Source organism: Halomonas sp. B23F22_20 (assembly GCF_043496985.1).
Classification (GTDB): Bacteria; Pseudomonadota; Gammaproteobacteria; order Pseudomonadales; family Halomonadaceae; genus Halomonas.
In genome coordinates this window covers 1-16,072 of record NZ_JBIEKH010000016.1, presented here as the reverse complement: position 1 = coordinate 16,072, position 16,072 = coordinate 1, and the positions used below count along the sequence as shown (strand labels likewise).

Below are 16,072 nucleotides of genomic sequence, written 5' to 3'. Positions count from 1 at the left end.
GCAATCCCCAGCTCTGCCAGATGGTGTTCTCGAAGGGGCGCGAGGGACGCTACGACGCCCCGCGCTGAACGCCCACGGCGCATGTTCCGGCTCATTTCCAGCCTGTCGGTCTGTGCCGGCGCCTTCCGCGCTCGCAATCTCCAGCTCTGGCAGGTGGTGTTCTCGAAGGGGCACGAGGGACGCTACGACGCCCCGCGCTGAACGCCCACGGCGCATGTTCCGACTCATTTCCAGCCTGTCGGCCAGTGCCGGTGCCTTCCCCGCTCGCTACCTCCAGCTCCGGCAGGTGATAATCTTGAAGGACGCGCAGGTTGCCGGGCTTTTCTCGATCTCACTCGTCAAGCCGAGCGGTACAGGCGGGACCGAGACATCGAAACACAACGGCTTGCACCTGACAGCCTGACGAAGTAAAACTTGCCGCCAATCTCGTTGATAAGCCGGCTGTCTTACGGCAAATGTCGGTGATCTCCTACTACTGATGGTCGGTGCCAGTGACTGATGACGTGTGTATCATAATGCGCGCTCAATAAAAATAAGGCTCGCTCCTCCCCAACGATCGCCGAGCCCGGAAACGATAACGACATCCTGTACGCAGCAGGAACCAAAAGGGAAATGTCATGCCTCCCATCGATGTCATGCCGCGCAGGGAACGGCTCGAACCGGTGAGGATCCTGGAACTGGCCGAGCAGTTGCCCGGCCTGATCTTTCAGTTGCATCGCAACGAAGACGGCCACCTGCACTTCCCCTGCCTGATGGGCAGCGGGACTCGCCTGCTTGACCTGGATCCGAACCGTCTGGCCGAGAATGCACAACCCGCCCTGGAGCGGCTTCACGAGGCGGACTATCCCCGCCTGATGGCCGCCATCGAACGCTCGGAACGCTGGGGAACGCCGATCATCAGCAAGTTCCGCCTCACCTTACCGAAGGAATCCTGCCGCTGGATCGCCGTGCGTGCCCAGCCCCAACGCGTCGAGGATGGCGTGCTGTGGCACGGCATGATGCTCGACATTAGCGAGCAGGTCGCCGAGGAGGAGCGCCTGCGCACTCTGTCGGACAGCGATGCCCTGACCGGGCTGGCCAACCGGCGCAAGCTGCTCAAGCGCCTCGACGAGGAGATCTCGCTGAGCAACCGCCACGCCACGCCTCTGTCGTTGATGATGATCGATCTCGACCACTTCAAGACCATCAATGATACCTGGGGCCACCTGCAGGGCGACGAGGTGCTCACGGAACTGGCCCACTGCTGCCAGGCCTTGCTGCGCGAGGAGGATCTGCTGGCCCGGTTGGGAGGCGAAGAGTTCGCCCTGCTGCTGCCGCTCACCTCGCGGCGCAACGCTCTTCACCTCGCCGAACGCCTGCGCCGGGTGATTGCCGAGCACACCTTCGGGCCACTCGGTGCCGGCCGCATCACCGTCAGCGTCGGCATCACCGAGCACCGCGTCGGGGACTCCCGCGACAATCTGCTCCAGCGCGCCGACCGCAGTCTCTACCAGGCCAAGCACCAGGGCCGCAACCGCGTCGTCGGCGACGACTGAACGCTCTTATTCGTCTGCAACCTTCGCTATCCACCGAGCCTCTAGCTCAGTGGATAGCGGCAAGCCGGCCAACGCCAGAACCTGCTTATCTTCCAGCCATTCCTGATCCATGAGCCGGGCAGCGCGCTGCCCCGGCAACTGGAAGAACTGGAAGCAGTCTTACTCGCGCCAGGCGTGTATGGCTCGGACGCTCTGCTCGAGCTCACTCATCCATCGGCTCGGTGACATGAATACCGAACAGGCTGGCTTCCCCGACGCTGCGCCCCAGCGACTCGGGAGCGGTCAGGCGACCATCGCGCACCATCACGTGCCCGCCCTGCCCCTGGACGCCACCGATCACGCTGCCCACCAGGTAGGTGGGAAAGATCTCCGCATCGTTCTCGTAGTTGGGGTTGTGGATCAGGCCGATCATCTGGAAGCGTCCACGGGTGTTGCGCAGCGAGTCCAGGGAATCCTGGATCAGGCGACGATGCGAGAGCTTGGAAAACAGGCCATCGAGCAGTATCACGCTCTCGCGGCTGGCTCGGGCGCGACGCTTGTGGTGGCCGGGCAGCTCACGCAGCTCGCGCTCGATGGCGAATTCCGAGAGCTTGACCAGCCACATCAGCGACACCGCCTCGCGCTGACCCTCCGACATCGCCTCGTTGAGCGAGAACAACCGCCCGTGTGGCCGGATGGCGTCGTGCTTGAGGCGGATCGAGACGTCGTGGAACAGGCCGCGGTAGATCCGTCGGCGAATCTGGCCGAGTAGCTCCTCGTCGCGTCGCTGCGGTTCGCCGTCGACCATGACGCCGCCATCTCGCTCGGCCCGCCGGCGCAGGGTGGCCTGGTGCTCGTCGATGTCGGCCAGCAGGGCCTGGATCAGCTCGCGCAGCCCGTCGCCACCAATCAACCCAGCCTTGACCTCGAAGTAGGCACCATCCTGGCCGCTGGAGCGATCACCCCCGCTGCGCCGGGCGACGCGCTTGAGGATGTCCAGATTGCCGGCGGCATCGGCGATGATCGAGCTCAGCCGCTCGACGAGAGTGCCCTCGATCTGCTCCCGCGAGACCTGCAGGCGCTCGACGCGGCGGCGATGCTCATCGAGCTGCGTCTGGAGCTGGACGTGCAGGCCACCCAGCTCGATCAGCGCGCTCTCGGTCACCCCCGGCAGGGCCGCCAGGCGCGCGCGCTCGGTGTCGTTGAAGGCCCGGCTGTGGGCGGCCTCGTCCAGGGCCTGGCCGAGCTCACGCTCCACCGAGGCCACGCGTTTCGCCTGACGCTCACGATCCCGGGCGTGCTCGCCAAGGTTGAGGGTACCCAGGGCATCGAGCAGGGTCCGCTGCACGCCTTCCAGCGCTTCGACGTCGAGTTCACCGCCGGCCCCGGCCAGCGCCAGCCAGCGCTCGAGCGCCGCCTGATGGGCTTCGGCCAGGGGCGCGTCCTCGGGCCAGACGATCGCCGCGTCGTCGTCGAGGGCCGCGAGCCGCGCCGCCCAGCCGTCGGGCAGCTGGCGCAGCGCCTCCAGCCAGGCGATGCCCAGCTGGTCCACGCTGCCCAACGCCGCCTGCTGATCGGCCAGGCGTCGCTGCACCTCACGCCGCTCACGCTCACGCTCCTTGCGCGTCGTCCGGACCTCCTTGAGCTCGCGCTTGAGCCGGGCGACGTCGCGTTCGAGCGCCTGGCCGCCACCGGCGGCGTCGCGCACCTCCAGGTAGGCGCGAATGCGCTGGAAGTCGAAATCGGCGCGCCGGCTGGCCCTGGCCAGCTCGCCTTCGAGCTCCAGGCGACGTGCCTCCGCCCCGGCCATAAAGGCCGGTCCGCCTTCGCGTTCGAAATCGGCCAGGGCCCGCAGCCGATCGCGCTCGCCATCGGCGAACAGCGTGGCAAGGCTCGCCTCCAGATCATCGAGGCGGCGACGGGCGCCTTCCCGCACCTCGGCCTGGGCATCGCGTCGAGCCTCGGCGTCGGCCAGCAGCTCCTCGAGCCCGGCAAGACGCGCGTCCAGGATCGACAGGCGCTCGGCGCCGCCGGCGTCCACGAATCGCTCGGCGGCCAGCCAGGTGTCACCGTGGGCCTCGAGCTGTCGAGCGGCGCGGTCGCGAGCCGGTTCACGCTCGATGAGACGCGCCTCGGCGGTCTCCCGCGCCTCAGCGGCTTCCTCGAGGGCCAGTTCGCCGCCCTCCTGGAGGAAGCGCTGGAAGTCGTCGATGCAGGCCAGCGCCGGCTCATCGATGCGCGGCGCCAGGGCCTTGCGTTCGGCATCGAGCGCCCGGCGCGACTCGGCGAGCGCCTCCAGGGCGATCTCGACCTCCGCCTCATCGGCCTCGCGGGCCTTCAGGGCCAGCGCATGCCACTCGCCATGGGGGTCCAGCCGGGCGCACTCCTCGGCCAAGGCCGTCTGGCGCTCGCGGTCCGCGGCCAGGCGGCGCTGGGTCGCCTCGCGCAGGGCCTCGAGGTGGCGCGGATCCAGGGCGGCCTTGACCGCCAGGGTCTCCACCCCGCGGATCGCCCCCAACGGATCATCGCCGGCCGACAGTCGCGCCGCGAGCCGCTCGGCGTCGAGCACCGGGACCGCCAGCCCGGCCTCGACCAGCGTCTCGGCGGCCCGCTCCGCCGCCGCCTCACCGTCGACTACCGGCGCGAACAGCAGACCGGCGGCCTGGGCCAGCCAGGCGCGGCGCGACGCCTCGTCATGGGCGGGGGCATTGAGTACCTCATGCAGCGGGCGCCAGGCGATGCCCGACTCGTCCAGTCGCCGATGCGCCTCGGCCTCGACGACCCGCCGCTCCAGCGGATCACCGCTCAGTTGCTCGAGATAGCGCTCGCGGTCTTCGATGGCCTCCTCGAGCCGCTCGGCTTCGCTGAGCAGACGCGGATAGCGTCGCCGGGCATCCGCCAGCCAGGCCTCGGGGGCGCGCTCGCTATGCTCGGCGAAGGCCAGCCGAGCCCGGTGCAGGTCGCGCAGCCGAGTCTCTTCGGCGTCCAACCGGTGGGTCTCGTCGTCCAGCCGTCGGGCCTCGGCATGCAGGCGATCACGCAGGTGAACCGGCTCGTCGTCGCCGTGCAGCGCGCGATAGCGCTCGGCGGCCTCGGCCAGCGGGGCCAGTCGGGCCCGACGCCGCTCGGCGTCCTCCCGAGCGCTGCGTGCCTCGCGACACTCGGCCTCGAGCTCGGCGAGTTCGGCCTTGCGAGCCGCCCAGAAGCCCGACACCTCGGTGTCCGGCCAGTCACGGCGGAAGGTCTCCCAGGGGCCCTGGGCCTGGGCCAGCGGGCCTCGTTCTCCGGCCAGGCGCTGACGCTCACCGTCGTGGCGGGCGAGCTCGCCGCGCACCGCCTCGAGGCGCTCGCCGGCGCCTTCCCACTCTCGCCGCCGAACGTCGCGCTCTTCTTCGAGGGCCTGTTGGCGAGCCAACTTCTCGTCGAGCAGCTCATCGGGGGACTCGCCGGGATGCTCGGCGGCGAAGCCGGCATGCCACTCGGCCACCCGAGACAGTTCGCCAACCCGGGTGCTGTGTTCGAGCAGCGCCCGTCGCGCGGCCTCGGCCTCCCTTGAACAGGCCGCGGCGGTGTCCTCGGGCGCCTCCAGCTCGGTCTCGTCGAAGAGGCCGTCGGCCAGCGCCTGGGTGTAGAAACTCTGATTATCGATGAAGTCGCGCTGACGGGACTCGAGTCGCTCGCGCTCGCCATCGAGGCTCTCGGCACGCTCGTCGAGGGCCTCCAAGTCAGCGTCCAGTTCGGCGAGGTACAGCCGATCGGCGATCACCTCGTCGCGGAAAGGATTGCCGTCGAGAGCCTCGAAGGCCTCGGCACCGGCGTCCAGGGCCTTGAGCGCACGCTCGCGGGCGGCATCGTCGTCGAAGGCCAAGCTGCCGGCCAGCCAGTCGCGGGCGGCCTCGAAGCTCAGGTGGCCGACCTCCCGGGCCTGGGGCCAGGCGGCTTCGGGCAGGTGCACCAGCCGCCGGTGTCCGTCGAGGCGCACCTCGGCCTCGCCCAGGGCCCGGCGCAGCTCGCGCTCGCCGCGGCCACACAGCCGTGCCAGCAGCCACACCGAGACTCGCGGCCTGCCGGTATCCCCGGCCCCCCAGGCGAAGCCGGCAAGGGTCTCGCGTTCGGGGCCGTCGCCTGCCGGCCTGCCGGGCACGCCCGGCAGGCCGGCCATAGCTCGGCCGCCCAGCAGCCGCTCGCCGGCGGCTAGCCCCCGGTCGAGGGCCGCGAGCTCGCCACGTGCGCCAAGCAGCGCCTGACCCCGGGTCGACAGCTCGGCCAGCCGCTCGACCTTGTCGACGCTACGCCGCTGATCGGCCTCGGCTTCCTCGAGACGATGGCGCAGCTCGGTAATATTGGTGCCGGAGTTGAGGATCACCTCCTCGATCAGTTCCTCGCCCTCGTCCGTTTCGCCGCGGGTCGCCCCGGACAGCACCTCCGGCGCCAGCACCTCGAAGAAGAAGGCCTGGTCGGCCTGCTCGCCGGCCCGCGGCCGGATGGCGTTGAAGATCTGGCTCTTGTCGGCGCCGCCCTCCTTCTGGAAAGCCGCCAGCTGTGCCAGCTCGCGGCGCGACACATGGGCCCCCACCGCCTCCAGCCACTCCTCGCGGTTCAGCGTCAGCCGCACGCCGCGCTGCGCCATGGCCGCCTTGACGTCACGATTGGCGTAGAGCGCCAGCTTGCCGTCGGCGGTGTGGTGGTGCACCGGCACGTCCTCGAACGTTCCCGTGTAGTGATAGAAGGACAGCCCGCTGCCGTCGCTGTAGCCGTGGCAGCCGAACACAAAGGTCTCGCCAGCGACCTCCTCCCCGGCGGCCTCGAGCATGTCGTCCTGGCCGCCGGCAGCGCTGCGCGAGCGGAACTCCACCCGCAGGTGGCTCCAACTGCGCCCCTCGCCACCGACGCTGCTCGGCGAACACTTGCGCCGGGTGCGGGTCAGCAGCATGCGGTCCCGGGACAGCAGGCCGATCAACGCCTCGGCGAGAGTGGTCTTGCCAAATCCGTTCTCCATGCTGATGGCGCTGGACTGGCCGCGCAGGTCCAGCAGCAGATGGCGCATCTTGGCCTCCCAGGGAGAGGCCACGTCGCCGTGCTTGTTGAGCAGGTTGGCCACCTCGATGCGGTTGATCACGCTCATGTCCGGGCCTCCTCGGCGGCGGCCGCTTCCCGCTCCGCGTCCTCGGAAGGCGCGGCTCGTCCTTCCGCCAGGGCCTGAAGATGGCCCATCTGGTGGATGCCGATCTGTTCGCTCTCCAGTGCGCCGAGCAGCGACTGCTGCCAGACCTCACCGCCCTCGTCGCCGGGCTCGCGCAGCGCCTCGAGGAGCCCGGCCCGCACCTGAAGATCGATGAAGGCCCGCACCCGGCGGCTGAGGTCCTCGCCGCGCTCGTCGAGCAGCGAGAGGTTGGCCTCTGGCGCCGAGTCGCCCAGCCCGCGCAGGGTCTCGAGCTGATCGCGCAGCAACTCCACCAGCTCGGCGGCGGTAAAGGTCGCCTCCTGATAGCGGCTGACGTCGGACAGCGCCCGGTTGTAGCGGGTATAGAGCAGGGTGTGCATCAGCAGCCACAGCTGCAGATACCACTGGGCCAGCTCGCTGCGGCTCTCCTGGCGCAGCTTGAGCGCCTCGAACACCGGCTCGCGGGTGTAGAGCGGCGGCTGCTCGAGTTCAGGATCCGGCAACAAGGCATAGTAACGACTGCCCGGGGCGATACCCGGGTAGTCGCCGGCCTCGAGGACCCGAAGCCGCAGCCCCTGTCCGGCCAGGAAATCGCGCAGCGCCTCGCGTTCGGCGTCGCCGGCATCGTCGATCAGCGCGCAGACGTCGCGCTCGGAAAGCTGGCCCTCGCGGGCGGCACGGCGCTTGCGCCCGCTGGCCGGTTGGCGTTCGGCACAGCGGTAGCGCAGCAGGTAGGCGACCACCTCGCCCATCTCGGTCATGTTCATCGTGGGGTGTCCTGTTGCATGGCAAGGGGGGCTTCGGCCATGGCGGCGGCGAGCCTAAGGCTGGGCGTCACTGCGCCCTCGATGCAGCGGCCGTCGGGCAGAGACAGCTGGAAGGCCCGCTCCTCGATGCCTACCGCCAGTGCCTCGTCGAGCTGCTGGGCGTCGACGAAGAGATTGAGCAGCTGGGGCAGGCAGTCGGCATCCTCGAAACGATGCCAGCCTTCGCTCAGCGCCTCGGGCAGCGACAGCGGCGCCTGGCGCACCCGGCGGCTCAGTCCCGGCCCCTGCGCCTCGAGGAAGCGGGCCAGCAGCGGATCCCTGGGCGGGTCGTCGGCAGATTCGTCGAACACCAGGGCGGCATGGCTGGTCTCGGCGCGGCGCGTCTCGAGCAGCGGCACCAGCGGTGCCAGCCGCGGCACGCAGACCGCCTGCTGGAAGGGCATCAGCCGCTCGACCAGGGCCGCCCTGAGGCCGGCGTCCGGCGAGGCCGTCAGCAACCGGCGGGCCAGGTCGGCGAAGTCCACCACGCCCATCGACTGAATGCGGCCCTCGGCGATGTCGGCGAGCAGCTCGGCGAGGCGACGCGAGAGGTTCTCGATGGCGGTGAGCACCCGACCGATGGCGCCGGAGAGCATGCGCAGGTCCCACTCCTCTGCCTGGGCCTCGCGCCAGGCCTCGAAGCGCTCCAGCAGCCGCGGCGTGCCGAGCTGGGCGCGGGCGTGGAGCAGGCTCCGCTGGATGCTCGACAAGGCGTTGTGATAGTGGCGCTCGTTGTCCATCAGCGCGGCGAGCTTGCCCTCCCGAGTAGGGTTCTCGCGCACCCTGCGCAGCTCCTGGGTCAGGGCGCGGATAGCCAGCAGGATCTGGTTGGTGATGTCGGGAATGCGCGCGAAGTCGTCCCGGGCCAGGGCCGCCAGCACCTTGGCAGCGTCGTACTCGGAATACAGCAGGTCCTCGACCTGGCCGGCCAGGGTCACCGCCTGGCGCCCGCTCGGGGTGAGACGCACCTGGCCGGTCTGGCCCTGCTTCTCGATCAGCGCGGTACGCTTGGTGCTGCGCGCGCCGCGCTCGGCCGCCTCGTCGGCGACGCGAGACGCGTCCGACGTCGCGGCGGCCTGGCGCGCGTCCGGCGATGGAGACGCCTGACGAGCGTCCGACGGCAGGGACGCCTGACGAGCGTCCGGCAACGGGGACGCCTGACGAAAGTGCAGCTCGGTCGGCGTGGCCAGCAGGTTGATCACGAACGTCAAGTCATCATGGGACAGCGCGGGGTAGGTATCGCGCAGCCAGGCCAGGCAGCGGCCCTGGGAGACGAAGGCGCTGTTGGTGGCGAAGTCCACGTCCAGCAGGTATTCCAGCAGCAGGCAACCGAGGTCCAGCCAGTAGCCGTCGCGCCAGCCGCGCCGCTGCTCCTGGCTGACCTGCACGAAGGGGGACCCCGGGTCGTGGGCGCTGTCGTGGAGGTCGATCAGCCGCGCGGTGGCGACGAGCAACTGGCTCCAGGCGGTCATGGGGCATCCTTTCCGGGCCTAAAACGCCCCATTATGCCAACACCTGGCACCGCGGGTCATGGTCGGTCTCGACGTGTATCCTTGGGCACCATCCCCACCGCATCCGGAGCCGCCATGACCGCCATCGACCAGACCCTCGCCCGCGTCTTCGGCTATGCCGACTTTCGCCCCGGACAGCGCCCGGTAATCGAGGCGGTGGTCGACGGCCGCTCGGCCGCCGCCATCTTCCCCACCGGCTCCGGCAAGTCGCTGTGCTACCAGCTCTCCGCCCTGCATCTGCCGCACCTGACGCTGGTAGTCTCGCCGCTGCTGGCGCTGATGCAGGATCAGCTGGCGTTCCTGAAACGCCACGGTATCGCCGCCGCGAGTCTCGACTCCTCCCAGAGCAAGGACGAGGCCCGGGCGGTGATGGACGGCGTGGCCCGCGGCGAGATCCGCATCCTGATGGTCTCGGTGGAGCGGCTCAAGAACGAGCGCTTCCGCGCCTTCATCCGCCGCGTGGCGATCTCGCTGCTGGTGGTCGATGAAGCCCACTGCATCTCCGAATGGGGCCACAATTTCCGCCCGGACTACCTGACCCTGCCCGCGACGCGTCACGCGCTCGGCATTCCCCAGACGCTGCTGCTGACCGCCACCGCCACGCCCCGGGTGATCGAGGACATGCGCCGCCACTTCGCCATCGCGGCGGAGGACGTCACCGCCACCGGTTTCTATCGCCCCAACCTGGACCTGCAGGTGGCGCCGGTGCCGGCCGACGAACGCCCGCGCCGACTGGTCGACTGGCTGCGCCCGCGTCTTGAGGGGCCGAGCTCCGGCGCCACCGTGGTCTACGTCACCCTGCAGCAGACCGCCGAGCGCTTGGCGGCCTATCTCGCGGCCGCCGGCCTGCCTGCCGCGGCCTACCACGCCGGGCTCGACGCCGAGACCCGCGCCAGTCGCCAGGAAGATTTCATGGCCGGTCGCACGCCGGTGATCGTCGCCACCATCGCCTTCGGCATGGGTATCGACAAGTCGGACATCCGCGCCGTGGTGCATTTCGACCTGCCCAAGTCGGTGGAGAACTACAGCCAGGAGATCGGCCGCGCCGGGCGCGACGGCGCCCCCGCCGAGTGCCTGATGCTGGCCGGCCGCGACCATCTCAGCGTGCTGGAGAACTTCACCTACGGCGACACTCCGGAGCGCGAGGCCATTGCCCGAGTGACGGCGACCCTGCCCGCCCCCGGCGAGGACTGGAGCTTCACCCTCAACACCCTCTCCCGGGACAGCGACATCCGCCCGCTGCCGCTCAAGACGCTGCTGGTCCGCCTCGAGCTGGAGGGTGCTATCCGTCCCCGCTTCAGCTACTTCGCCGAGTACCGTTTTCGCTTGGAAGAGCCACCCGAGACGTTGGTGGCCCGCTTTCAGGGCGAGCGCCGGGCCTTCGTGGAAGCGATCCTCGAGGCCTCGCCCAAGGCCCGCACCTGGCACCGGCTGGATCTCGAGGCCCTCGGCCGGCTGGGCGCCGAGCGCGGGCTGGACACCTCACGCCAGCGCGTGATCACCGCCCTGGACTACTTCGCCGACAAGGGCCTGATCACGCTGGAGAGCAAGCAAATGACCGAGGTCTTCGAGGTGCTGCGCCCCGTCGACGACGCCCTGGTCGAGGCGCTACACCAGGCCTTCGTCGACAAGGAGCGCGCCGAGATCGCGCGGCTTCACGCCATGCTGGCACTGTTCGAGGGCGAGGGCTGCCTGACCCGCCGGCTGGCGGACTGGTTCGGCGACGCCGCCGCGCCGGCACATTGCGGCCATTGCTCGGGCTGCCGCGGCCAGGTCGCCTCGCTGCCCTCCCCGCCCGAGCCGGCACCGCTCGCCTCGATGGACGCTGCCAGGCTGATCGCCCCACTGCGCGAGCGACTGGCGTCCGCCGGCGAATCCGAGGCGGCCACCGCGACGCTGCTGGCCCGCTTCCTGTGCGGGTTGACCTCGCCGCGGCTGACCCGCCACAAGGCCCGTCAGCTCGACGGCTTCGCGGCGCTGGAGGCCTATCCGTTCGGCGAGGTACGCGATTGGCTGTCACGATAGTCGTTCATGGTTGCCGACGCCTCAGCGACAGGGTCGCCAGATGCACCGGCAGATAGAGCAGCAGCGGCCAGACCAGCATCAGCGTGAGCACATAGACTCCATCGGGCAGCCAGGCCTGGGGCGTGCCGAAAGGCCCCTCCACCCAGTTGACGTTGCGTGCGGGATCGGTGAACGCCCAAGCGGCAAGGATCGCCGCCCAGGTCAACGCGGTCTGCCAGGCCAGGGCCCAGTGGTCATAGCCCAACCGAGCCACGCTAAAACCGGCCACCAACGGCAGTACCAGGTGATACAGCGACAGCAGCCGCACCGAGAGCGGAATACCGGCGTCGAACATGTACTGGGTGCCGCCGATGGGGTGCCAGCCGCTGAGCCAGGCCACACCGGCGTCCAGCGCCCAGAGACCACCGACCAACGCCGTGGCCAGCCACTGCATGGAGACCAACCGCCGGCTCTCTGCCCATAGCCCCACCAGCAGCAGGAAGTTGGCCAGGTTGCACAGCCACAGATAGTTCTGCACCCCGATGCGCAATGCCACCGAGGGCGCCCAGAACAGCACCCACAGCGTGAACGCCAGCTTCAGCCACGTCGGCAGGCGTCCTTGCCCCCCGAGGCTCATGGATCCTCCGTGCCGATACCGTGGCGCTTGAGCTTGTTGGCGATGGTGGTGTGGGAAACTCCCAGCCGCTTGGCCAGCTGGCGGCTGGAGGGATGCTGCGGATAGAGGGTCGACAGCACTCGGCGTTCCACCTCGCCGAGGATATCGGCCAGCGAGCCATCCAGATCGATGCCGGCAAGCCCCGGGGCCTGGCCTACGTCGGGCAGCCGCAGGTGTGTCGGCTCGATGACGCCGCCTTCGCACAGCGACACCGCCTGAAAGAGCACGTTCTCCAACTGGCGCACGTTGCCGGGCCAGTGGTAGGCGGAGAGCCGGGCCACGGCGGCCGGCGACAGGCCGGGCAGCGGACAGCCGATCTGGGTGGCGGCACGGTCGATGAAGTGCGCCGCCAGCGCCTCGATGCCGTCCAGGCAATCGCGCAATGGCGGCACGTTGAGCGTCAGGACATTGAGGCGATGATAGAGGTCCTGGCGAAAGCGGCTCTCGGCACACAGAGTCGGCAGGTCCTGCTGGGTGGCGCAGATCACCCGCACGTCCAGGTAGGTCTCCTCGTCGCTGCCCACCCGCCGGAAACCGCCGTCCTGCAGGAAGCGCAGCAGCTTGACCTGCATCCGCGGACTGGTCTCGCCCACCTCGTCGAGGAAGATGGTGCCGCCGGCGGTCAGTTCCAGCAGCCCCAGCTTGCCTTCGGGTCGAGCCCCCTCGAAGGCACCGGGAGCGTAGCCGAACAGCTCGGTCTCGGCCATGGACTCGGGCAGCCCCGCGCAGTTCAGTGCCATGAACGGCGCCTGTCCACGCGGGCTCGCCAGGTGGCAGGCCCTGGCCAATAGCTCCTTGCCGGTGCCGGTCTCGCCCTGGATCAGCAGCGGCGCATCCAGCGGCGCCATGCGCCGCGCCTCGCGGATCAGCGACTCCAACCGTGGGCTGGCCTGGAACAGCGACTCGAAGCCGCGCAGCTCCTGACGCTGCACCTGATAGATGCGCTCGCCGATGCGGTCGGCACGGTGCAGGGTCACCACGGCGCCGGCCAGTGAGGCCACGTCCGCCTGATGCTCACGATGCAGCGGCGCGATATCGGCCAGGAAGACGGTGTCGCGCAGCTTGACTCTCAGGCCGTTGACCCGAGCGTTGTTGCGCCGGATCAGCGCCGGCAGGTCCAGGTCGGGCAGGTAGCGGTCCAGCGACAGCCCCGGCACCTCGTCGACGCGCACCCCCAGCAGCTGACCGGCGGCCCGATTGGCGGCCACCAGGTGGCCCTCCATGTCGATCGACATCACCGGATCGGAGAGCGACGACAGCAAGGCATCCAGCTCGAGGTGTCGGCGTTCGCTGGGCATCAGACTGACACGCCGCACCCCGAACACCCCCGGCACCCGTTCCAGCTCGGGCTTCAGGGTGGCGAGCTGGGCGTTGAGCAGGTTGGGCACGTGCAGGTAGATGGCATTACCGTGCTCCCCGCCGACCTCGCCGTGAGCGACATTGAGACCGTAGTCGGCGAAGTGGGCGACGATGTCGCGGAGGATGCCGATGCGGTTCTGGCAGTGGAATCTCAAGCGCATGAAGAACTCGAACAAAGAGAATGGGCCGCCCGCCAGGAAAGCGTCAGCCCGGCGTGACTCTAGTGTAAAGATAACGTGACAACATCTACCCGACAACGCCGATGACATAGACCTTTCGACGCGAAGCATCGCGACGCGCCCCTTTTGTCACGTTTTCTTTACAGCCGACACGCCCTGCCACCGCGCATTTTCTTCCCTCCGCGCCCCCGAGCGCCGCCGCCCCTGCATAGACTGCGGTCATTCCCTTGAGGCAACGACAACCCCAAATCGCCACGGGAGACCCCATGAAGGCTCAGAGCGTCACCAAGAAGACGGCCTATCAGGCCAGAATGCCGGATGCCGACGGCCACATCGCCTGGAGTGAACAGGAGAACGCCACCTGGCGCACGCTGATGGAGCGCCAGGTCGAACTGCTGCCGGGCCGAGTCTGCCAGGAGTACCTCGACGGCATGGAGCGACTGGCGCTGCCGGTCGATCGCATTCCACAGCTCGCCGAAGTAGATGCCGTGCTACGCGAGGCCACCGGCTGGGAAACCGCCCAGGTGCCGGCATTGATCCCCTTCGACACTTTCTTCGAACTGCTGGCCAACCGTCGCTTCCCGGTGGCCACCTTCATCCGCACTCCGGAAGAACTCGGCTACCTGCAGGAACCGGACATCTTCCACGAGATCTTTGGTCATTGCCCGATGCTGACCAATCCGGCGTTCGCCGAGTTCACCGCCACCTACGGCCGCCTGGGGCTCGACGCCACGCCCAAGGAGCGGGTCTATCTGGCGCGGCTGTACTGGATGACCGTGGAGTTCGGCCTGGTCGACACCCCCGATGGCCGGCGCCTGTACGGTGGTGGCATCATCTCCTCGCCCAAGGAGACCCTGCACGCCCTGTCGGACAGCCCGGTGCATGCCCCCTTCGATCCCCTGGACGCGCTGCGTACCCCCTACCGCATCGACATCCTGCAGCCGCTCTACTACGTGCTGGACAGTCTGGAAACGCTGCACGATCTGGCGGGCCGCGACATCATGGGCATGGTGCACGAAGCCATGTCACTCGGCCTGTTCGAGCCGCGCTTTCCGCCCAAGCCCAAGCCGGCCGAGGCCGCCAGCGCCTGAGTGATCGCCCCTTGACCCGGCGAACGATAGCCCCAACGCCTTTACGTACCAACCAACGACAACCAGGAGTCATCATGAGCGAGCTTTCCGAACAGCAGTGCGAGGCCTGCAGCTGGGACGCCCCCCACGTCACCGAGAGCGAGATCGAGCAATATCGCCGCGACATCCCCGAGTGGCAGATCGTCGAGCGCGATGGCATCATGCAGTTGGAGCGGGTCTTCACGTTCCGCAACTTCCGGCAGGCCCTGGCGTTCACCAACGCGGTCGGCGAGATCGCTGAGGAAGCGGGTCACCACCCCGCCCTGTTGACCGAATGGGGCAAGGTCACCGTGACCTGGTGGTCCCACGAGATGAAGGGCCTGCACAAGAACGATTTCATCCTAGCCGCCAGAACCGACGAGGTAGCGAAGTAAATGTTCGAACGAATTGAGCGGGTTCCCGGGGATGCCATCCTCGGGCTCATCGAGGCCTTCAAGAAGGACACCAATCCTCAGAAGGTCGATCTCGGTGTCGGGGTCTATCGCGACGCCCAGGGCAATACCCCGGTGATGCGCGCGGTCAAGGATGCCGAGGCCCTGCTGCTCAAGAACGAGACCACCAAGACCTACATCGGTTCTCACGGCGATCCGGCCTACGGCGAGGTGATCCTGCCGCTGGTGCTGGGTGAAGGTTCGCCGGTGCTCGAGGCAGGCCGCGCCAGCGCTACCCAGTCCCCGGGCGGTACCGGCGCCCTGCGCCTGGCAGCCGATTTCATCGCCACCCAGCTGCCGGGCAAGGACGTCTGGGTCAGCGACCCGACCTGGCCGAACCACCTGGGCATCTTCCCGGCGGCGGGCATCACGCTGAAGAAGTATCCCTACGTGGATGCCGACAACCGCCTCGACTTCGACGGCATGCTGGCGGCGCTGAAGCAGATTCCCGAGGGTGACGTGGTGCTGCTGCACGCCTGCTGCCACAACCCGACCGGCTTCGACCTGTCCCGCGACCAGTGGCAACAGGTGCTGGAGGTGCTCAAGGAGCGCAAGCTGCTGCCGCTGGTCGACTTCGCCTACCAGGGCTTCGGCGAGGGCCTGGACGAGGACGCCTTCGCGCCCCGCCTGCTGGCCGAGAACCTCGACGAAGTGATTATCACCAGCTCCTGCTCGAAGAACTTCGGCATCTACTGCGAGCGCACCGGCTGCTTGATCATGGTCGCCAAGGACGCCGAGCAGAAGGAGAACGTGCGCTCCCAGGTGGCCATCGTCGCCCGCGAGAACTACTCCAACCCGCCGGCCCACGGTGGCGCCATCGTTTCCGAGATCCTGCACTCGGACGAGCTGAGCGACATCTGGCGCGAGGAGCTGACCGAGATGCGCGACCGCATCAATACCCTGCGTCGCGAGTTCGTCGAGGCCCTGAAGCCCTACGGCCTGGACCAGAAGTACGCCCACGTGGCCGAGCAGCGTGGCATGTTCTCCTACACCGGCCTGACGCCGGAACAGGTGGACCGCCTGCGTGACGAGTTCAGCATCTACATGGTGCGCTCAGGCCGCGCCAACGTGGCCGGTTTCTCTCAGGAGAACCTGCCCTACCTGGCCAAGGCGATCGCCGCGGTCAACGACTGAACACCATTTCCGTTCGGTGACACGACGCCCGGGCCTCATGAACTGACCCCCAATCGTTGGACGGTTGGTTCTCTTAACCGGCGGCCATGGCCTGAGTCCTGTATTGCACGGGGCTCAGGCCTTTTAGTCTCTGCTTGATTCGTTGATGGTTGTAGTAGTGGATG

At 68.5% G+C, this 16,072-nt stretch carries 11 protein-coding genes; 5 read left to right on the top strand and 6 right to left on the bottom strand.

The window, feature by feature from the left end; genetic code table 11:
• Window positions 1-617: 617 nt before the first annotated feature.
• The gene (locus tag ACGTN6_RS14040; protein WP_394592534.1) at window positions 618-1,535 is read left to right on the top strand and encodes a GGDEF domain-containing protein; all 918 of its coding nucleotides are present in this window, start codon (window positions 618-620) and stop codon (window positions 1,533-1,535) included.
• Window positions 1,536-1,737: 202 nt separating this feature from the next.
• Here ACGTN6_RS14040 and ACGTN6_RS14035 read toward each other — a convergent pair whose 3' ends face one another.
• The 3 genes from ACGTN6_RS14035 to ACGTN6_RS14025 are packed head-to-tail and all read right to left on the bottom strand — an operon-like array spanning window position 1,738 to window position 8,956.
• Window positions 1,738-6,639, bottom strand: a complete 4,902-nt coding sequence (locus ACGTN6_RS14035; RefSeq protein WP_394592530.1) for a hypothetical protein — start codon at window positions 6,637-6,639, stop codon at window positions 1,738-1,740.
• On the bottom strand, window positions 6,636-7,445 hold the full coding sequence (locus ACGTN6_RS14030; RefSeq protein WP_394592528.1) for a hypothetical protein: 810 nt from the start codon (window positions 7,443-7,445) through the stop codon (window positions 6,636-6,638). The genes ACGTN6_RS14035 and ACGTN6_RS14030 overlap by 4 nt, the downstream gene beginning before the upstream one ends.
• Window positions 7,442-8,956 (bottom strand): hypothetical protein, encoded by a 1,515-nt coding sequence (locus ACGTN6_RS14025; RefSeq protein WP_394592525.1) that lies wholly within the window; start codon window positions 8,954-8,956, stop codon window positions 7,442-7,444. The genes ACGTN6_RS14030 and ACGTN6_RS14025 overlap by 4 nt, the downstream gene beginning before the upstream one ends.
• Window positions 8,957-9,070: 114 nt before the next feature.
• Here ACGTN6_RS14025 and ACGTN6_RS14020 point away from each other — a divergent pair, with 114 nt between their 5' ends.
• On the top strand, window positions 9,071-11,020 hold the full coding sequence (locus tag ACGTN6_RS14020; protein ID WP_394592523.1) for a RecQ family ATP-dependent DNA helicase: 1,950 nt from the start codon (window positions 9,071-9,073) through the stop codon (window positions 11,018-11,020).
• A gap of 4 nt (window positions 11,021-11,024) precedes the next feature.
• Here ACGTN6_RS14020 and ACGTN6_RS14015 read toward each other — a convergent pair whose 3' ends face one another.
• Window positions 11,025-11,636 carry a hypothetical protein gene (locus ACGTN6_RS14015; RefSeq protein ID WP_394592522.1) on the bottom strand — a complete coding sequence of 204 codons (612 nt, stop codon included), beginning with the start codon at window positions 11,634-11,636 and terminating at the stop codon, window positions 11,025-11,027.
• Complete coding sequence (locus tag ACGTN6_RS14010; RefSeq protein ID WP_394592519.1) at window positions 11,633-13,195, bottom strand: sigma-54-dependent transcriptional regulator; 1,563 nt, start codon at window positions 13,193-13,195, stop codon at window positions 11,633-11,635. The genes ACGTN6_RS14015 and ACGTN6_RS14010 overlap by 4 nt, the downstream gene beginning before the upstream one ends.
• Window positions 13,196-13,479: 284 nt before the next feature.
• On the opposite strand from ACGTN6_RS14010, the gene phhA reads away from it, so the two are divergent.
• The 3 genes from phhA to ACGTN6_RS13995 all read left to right on the top strand — a co-directional run bounded on the left by phhA (window position 13,480) and on the right by ACGTN6_RS13995 (window position 15,908).
• Window positions 13,480-14,304, top strand: a complete 825-nt coding sequence (gene phhA / locus ACGTN6_RS14005; RefSeq protein WP_394592517.1) for a phenylalanine 4-monooxygenase — start codon at window positions 13,480-13,482, stop codon at window positions 14,302-14,304.
• 74 nt (window positions 14,305-14,378) lie between these two features.
• The gene (locus tag ACGTN6_RS14000; RefSeq protein ID WP_183386966.1) at window positions 14,379-14,717 is read left to right on the top strand and encodes a 4a-hydroxytetrahydrobiopterin dehydratase; all 339 of its coding nucleotides are present in this window, start codon (window positions 14,379-14,381) and stop codon (window positions 14,715-14,717) included.
• Window positions 14,718-15,908 (top strand): amino acid aminotransferase, encoded by a 1,191-nt coding sequence (locus tag ACGTN6_RS13995; protein ID WP_394592514.1) that lies wholly within the window; start codon window positions 14,718-14,720, stop codon window positions 15,906-15,908.
• 73 nt (window positions 15,909-15,981) lie between these two features.
• Here ACGTN6_RS13995 and ACGTN6_RS13990 read toward each other — a convergent pair.
• Window positions 15,982-16,072, bottom strand: a 91-nt coding sequence (locus tag ACGTN6_RS13990) for an IS3 family transposase (RefSeq protein WP_378075268.1), incomplete at its 5' end; no start/stop codon positions are given.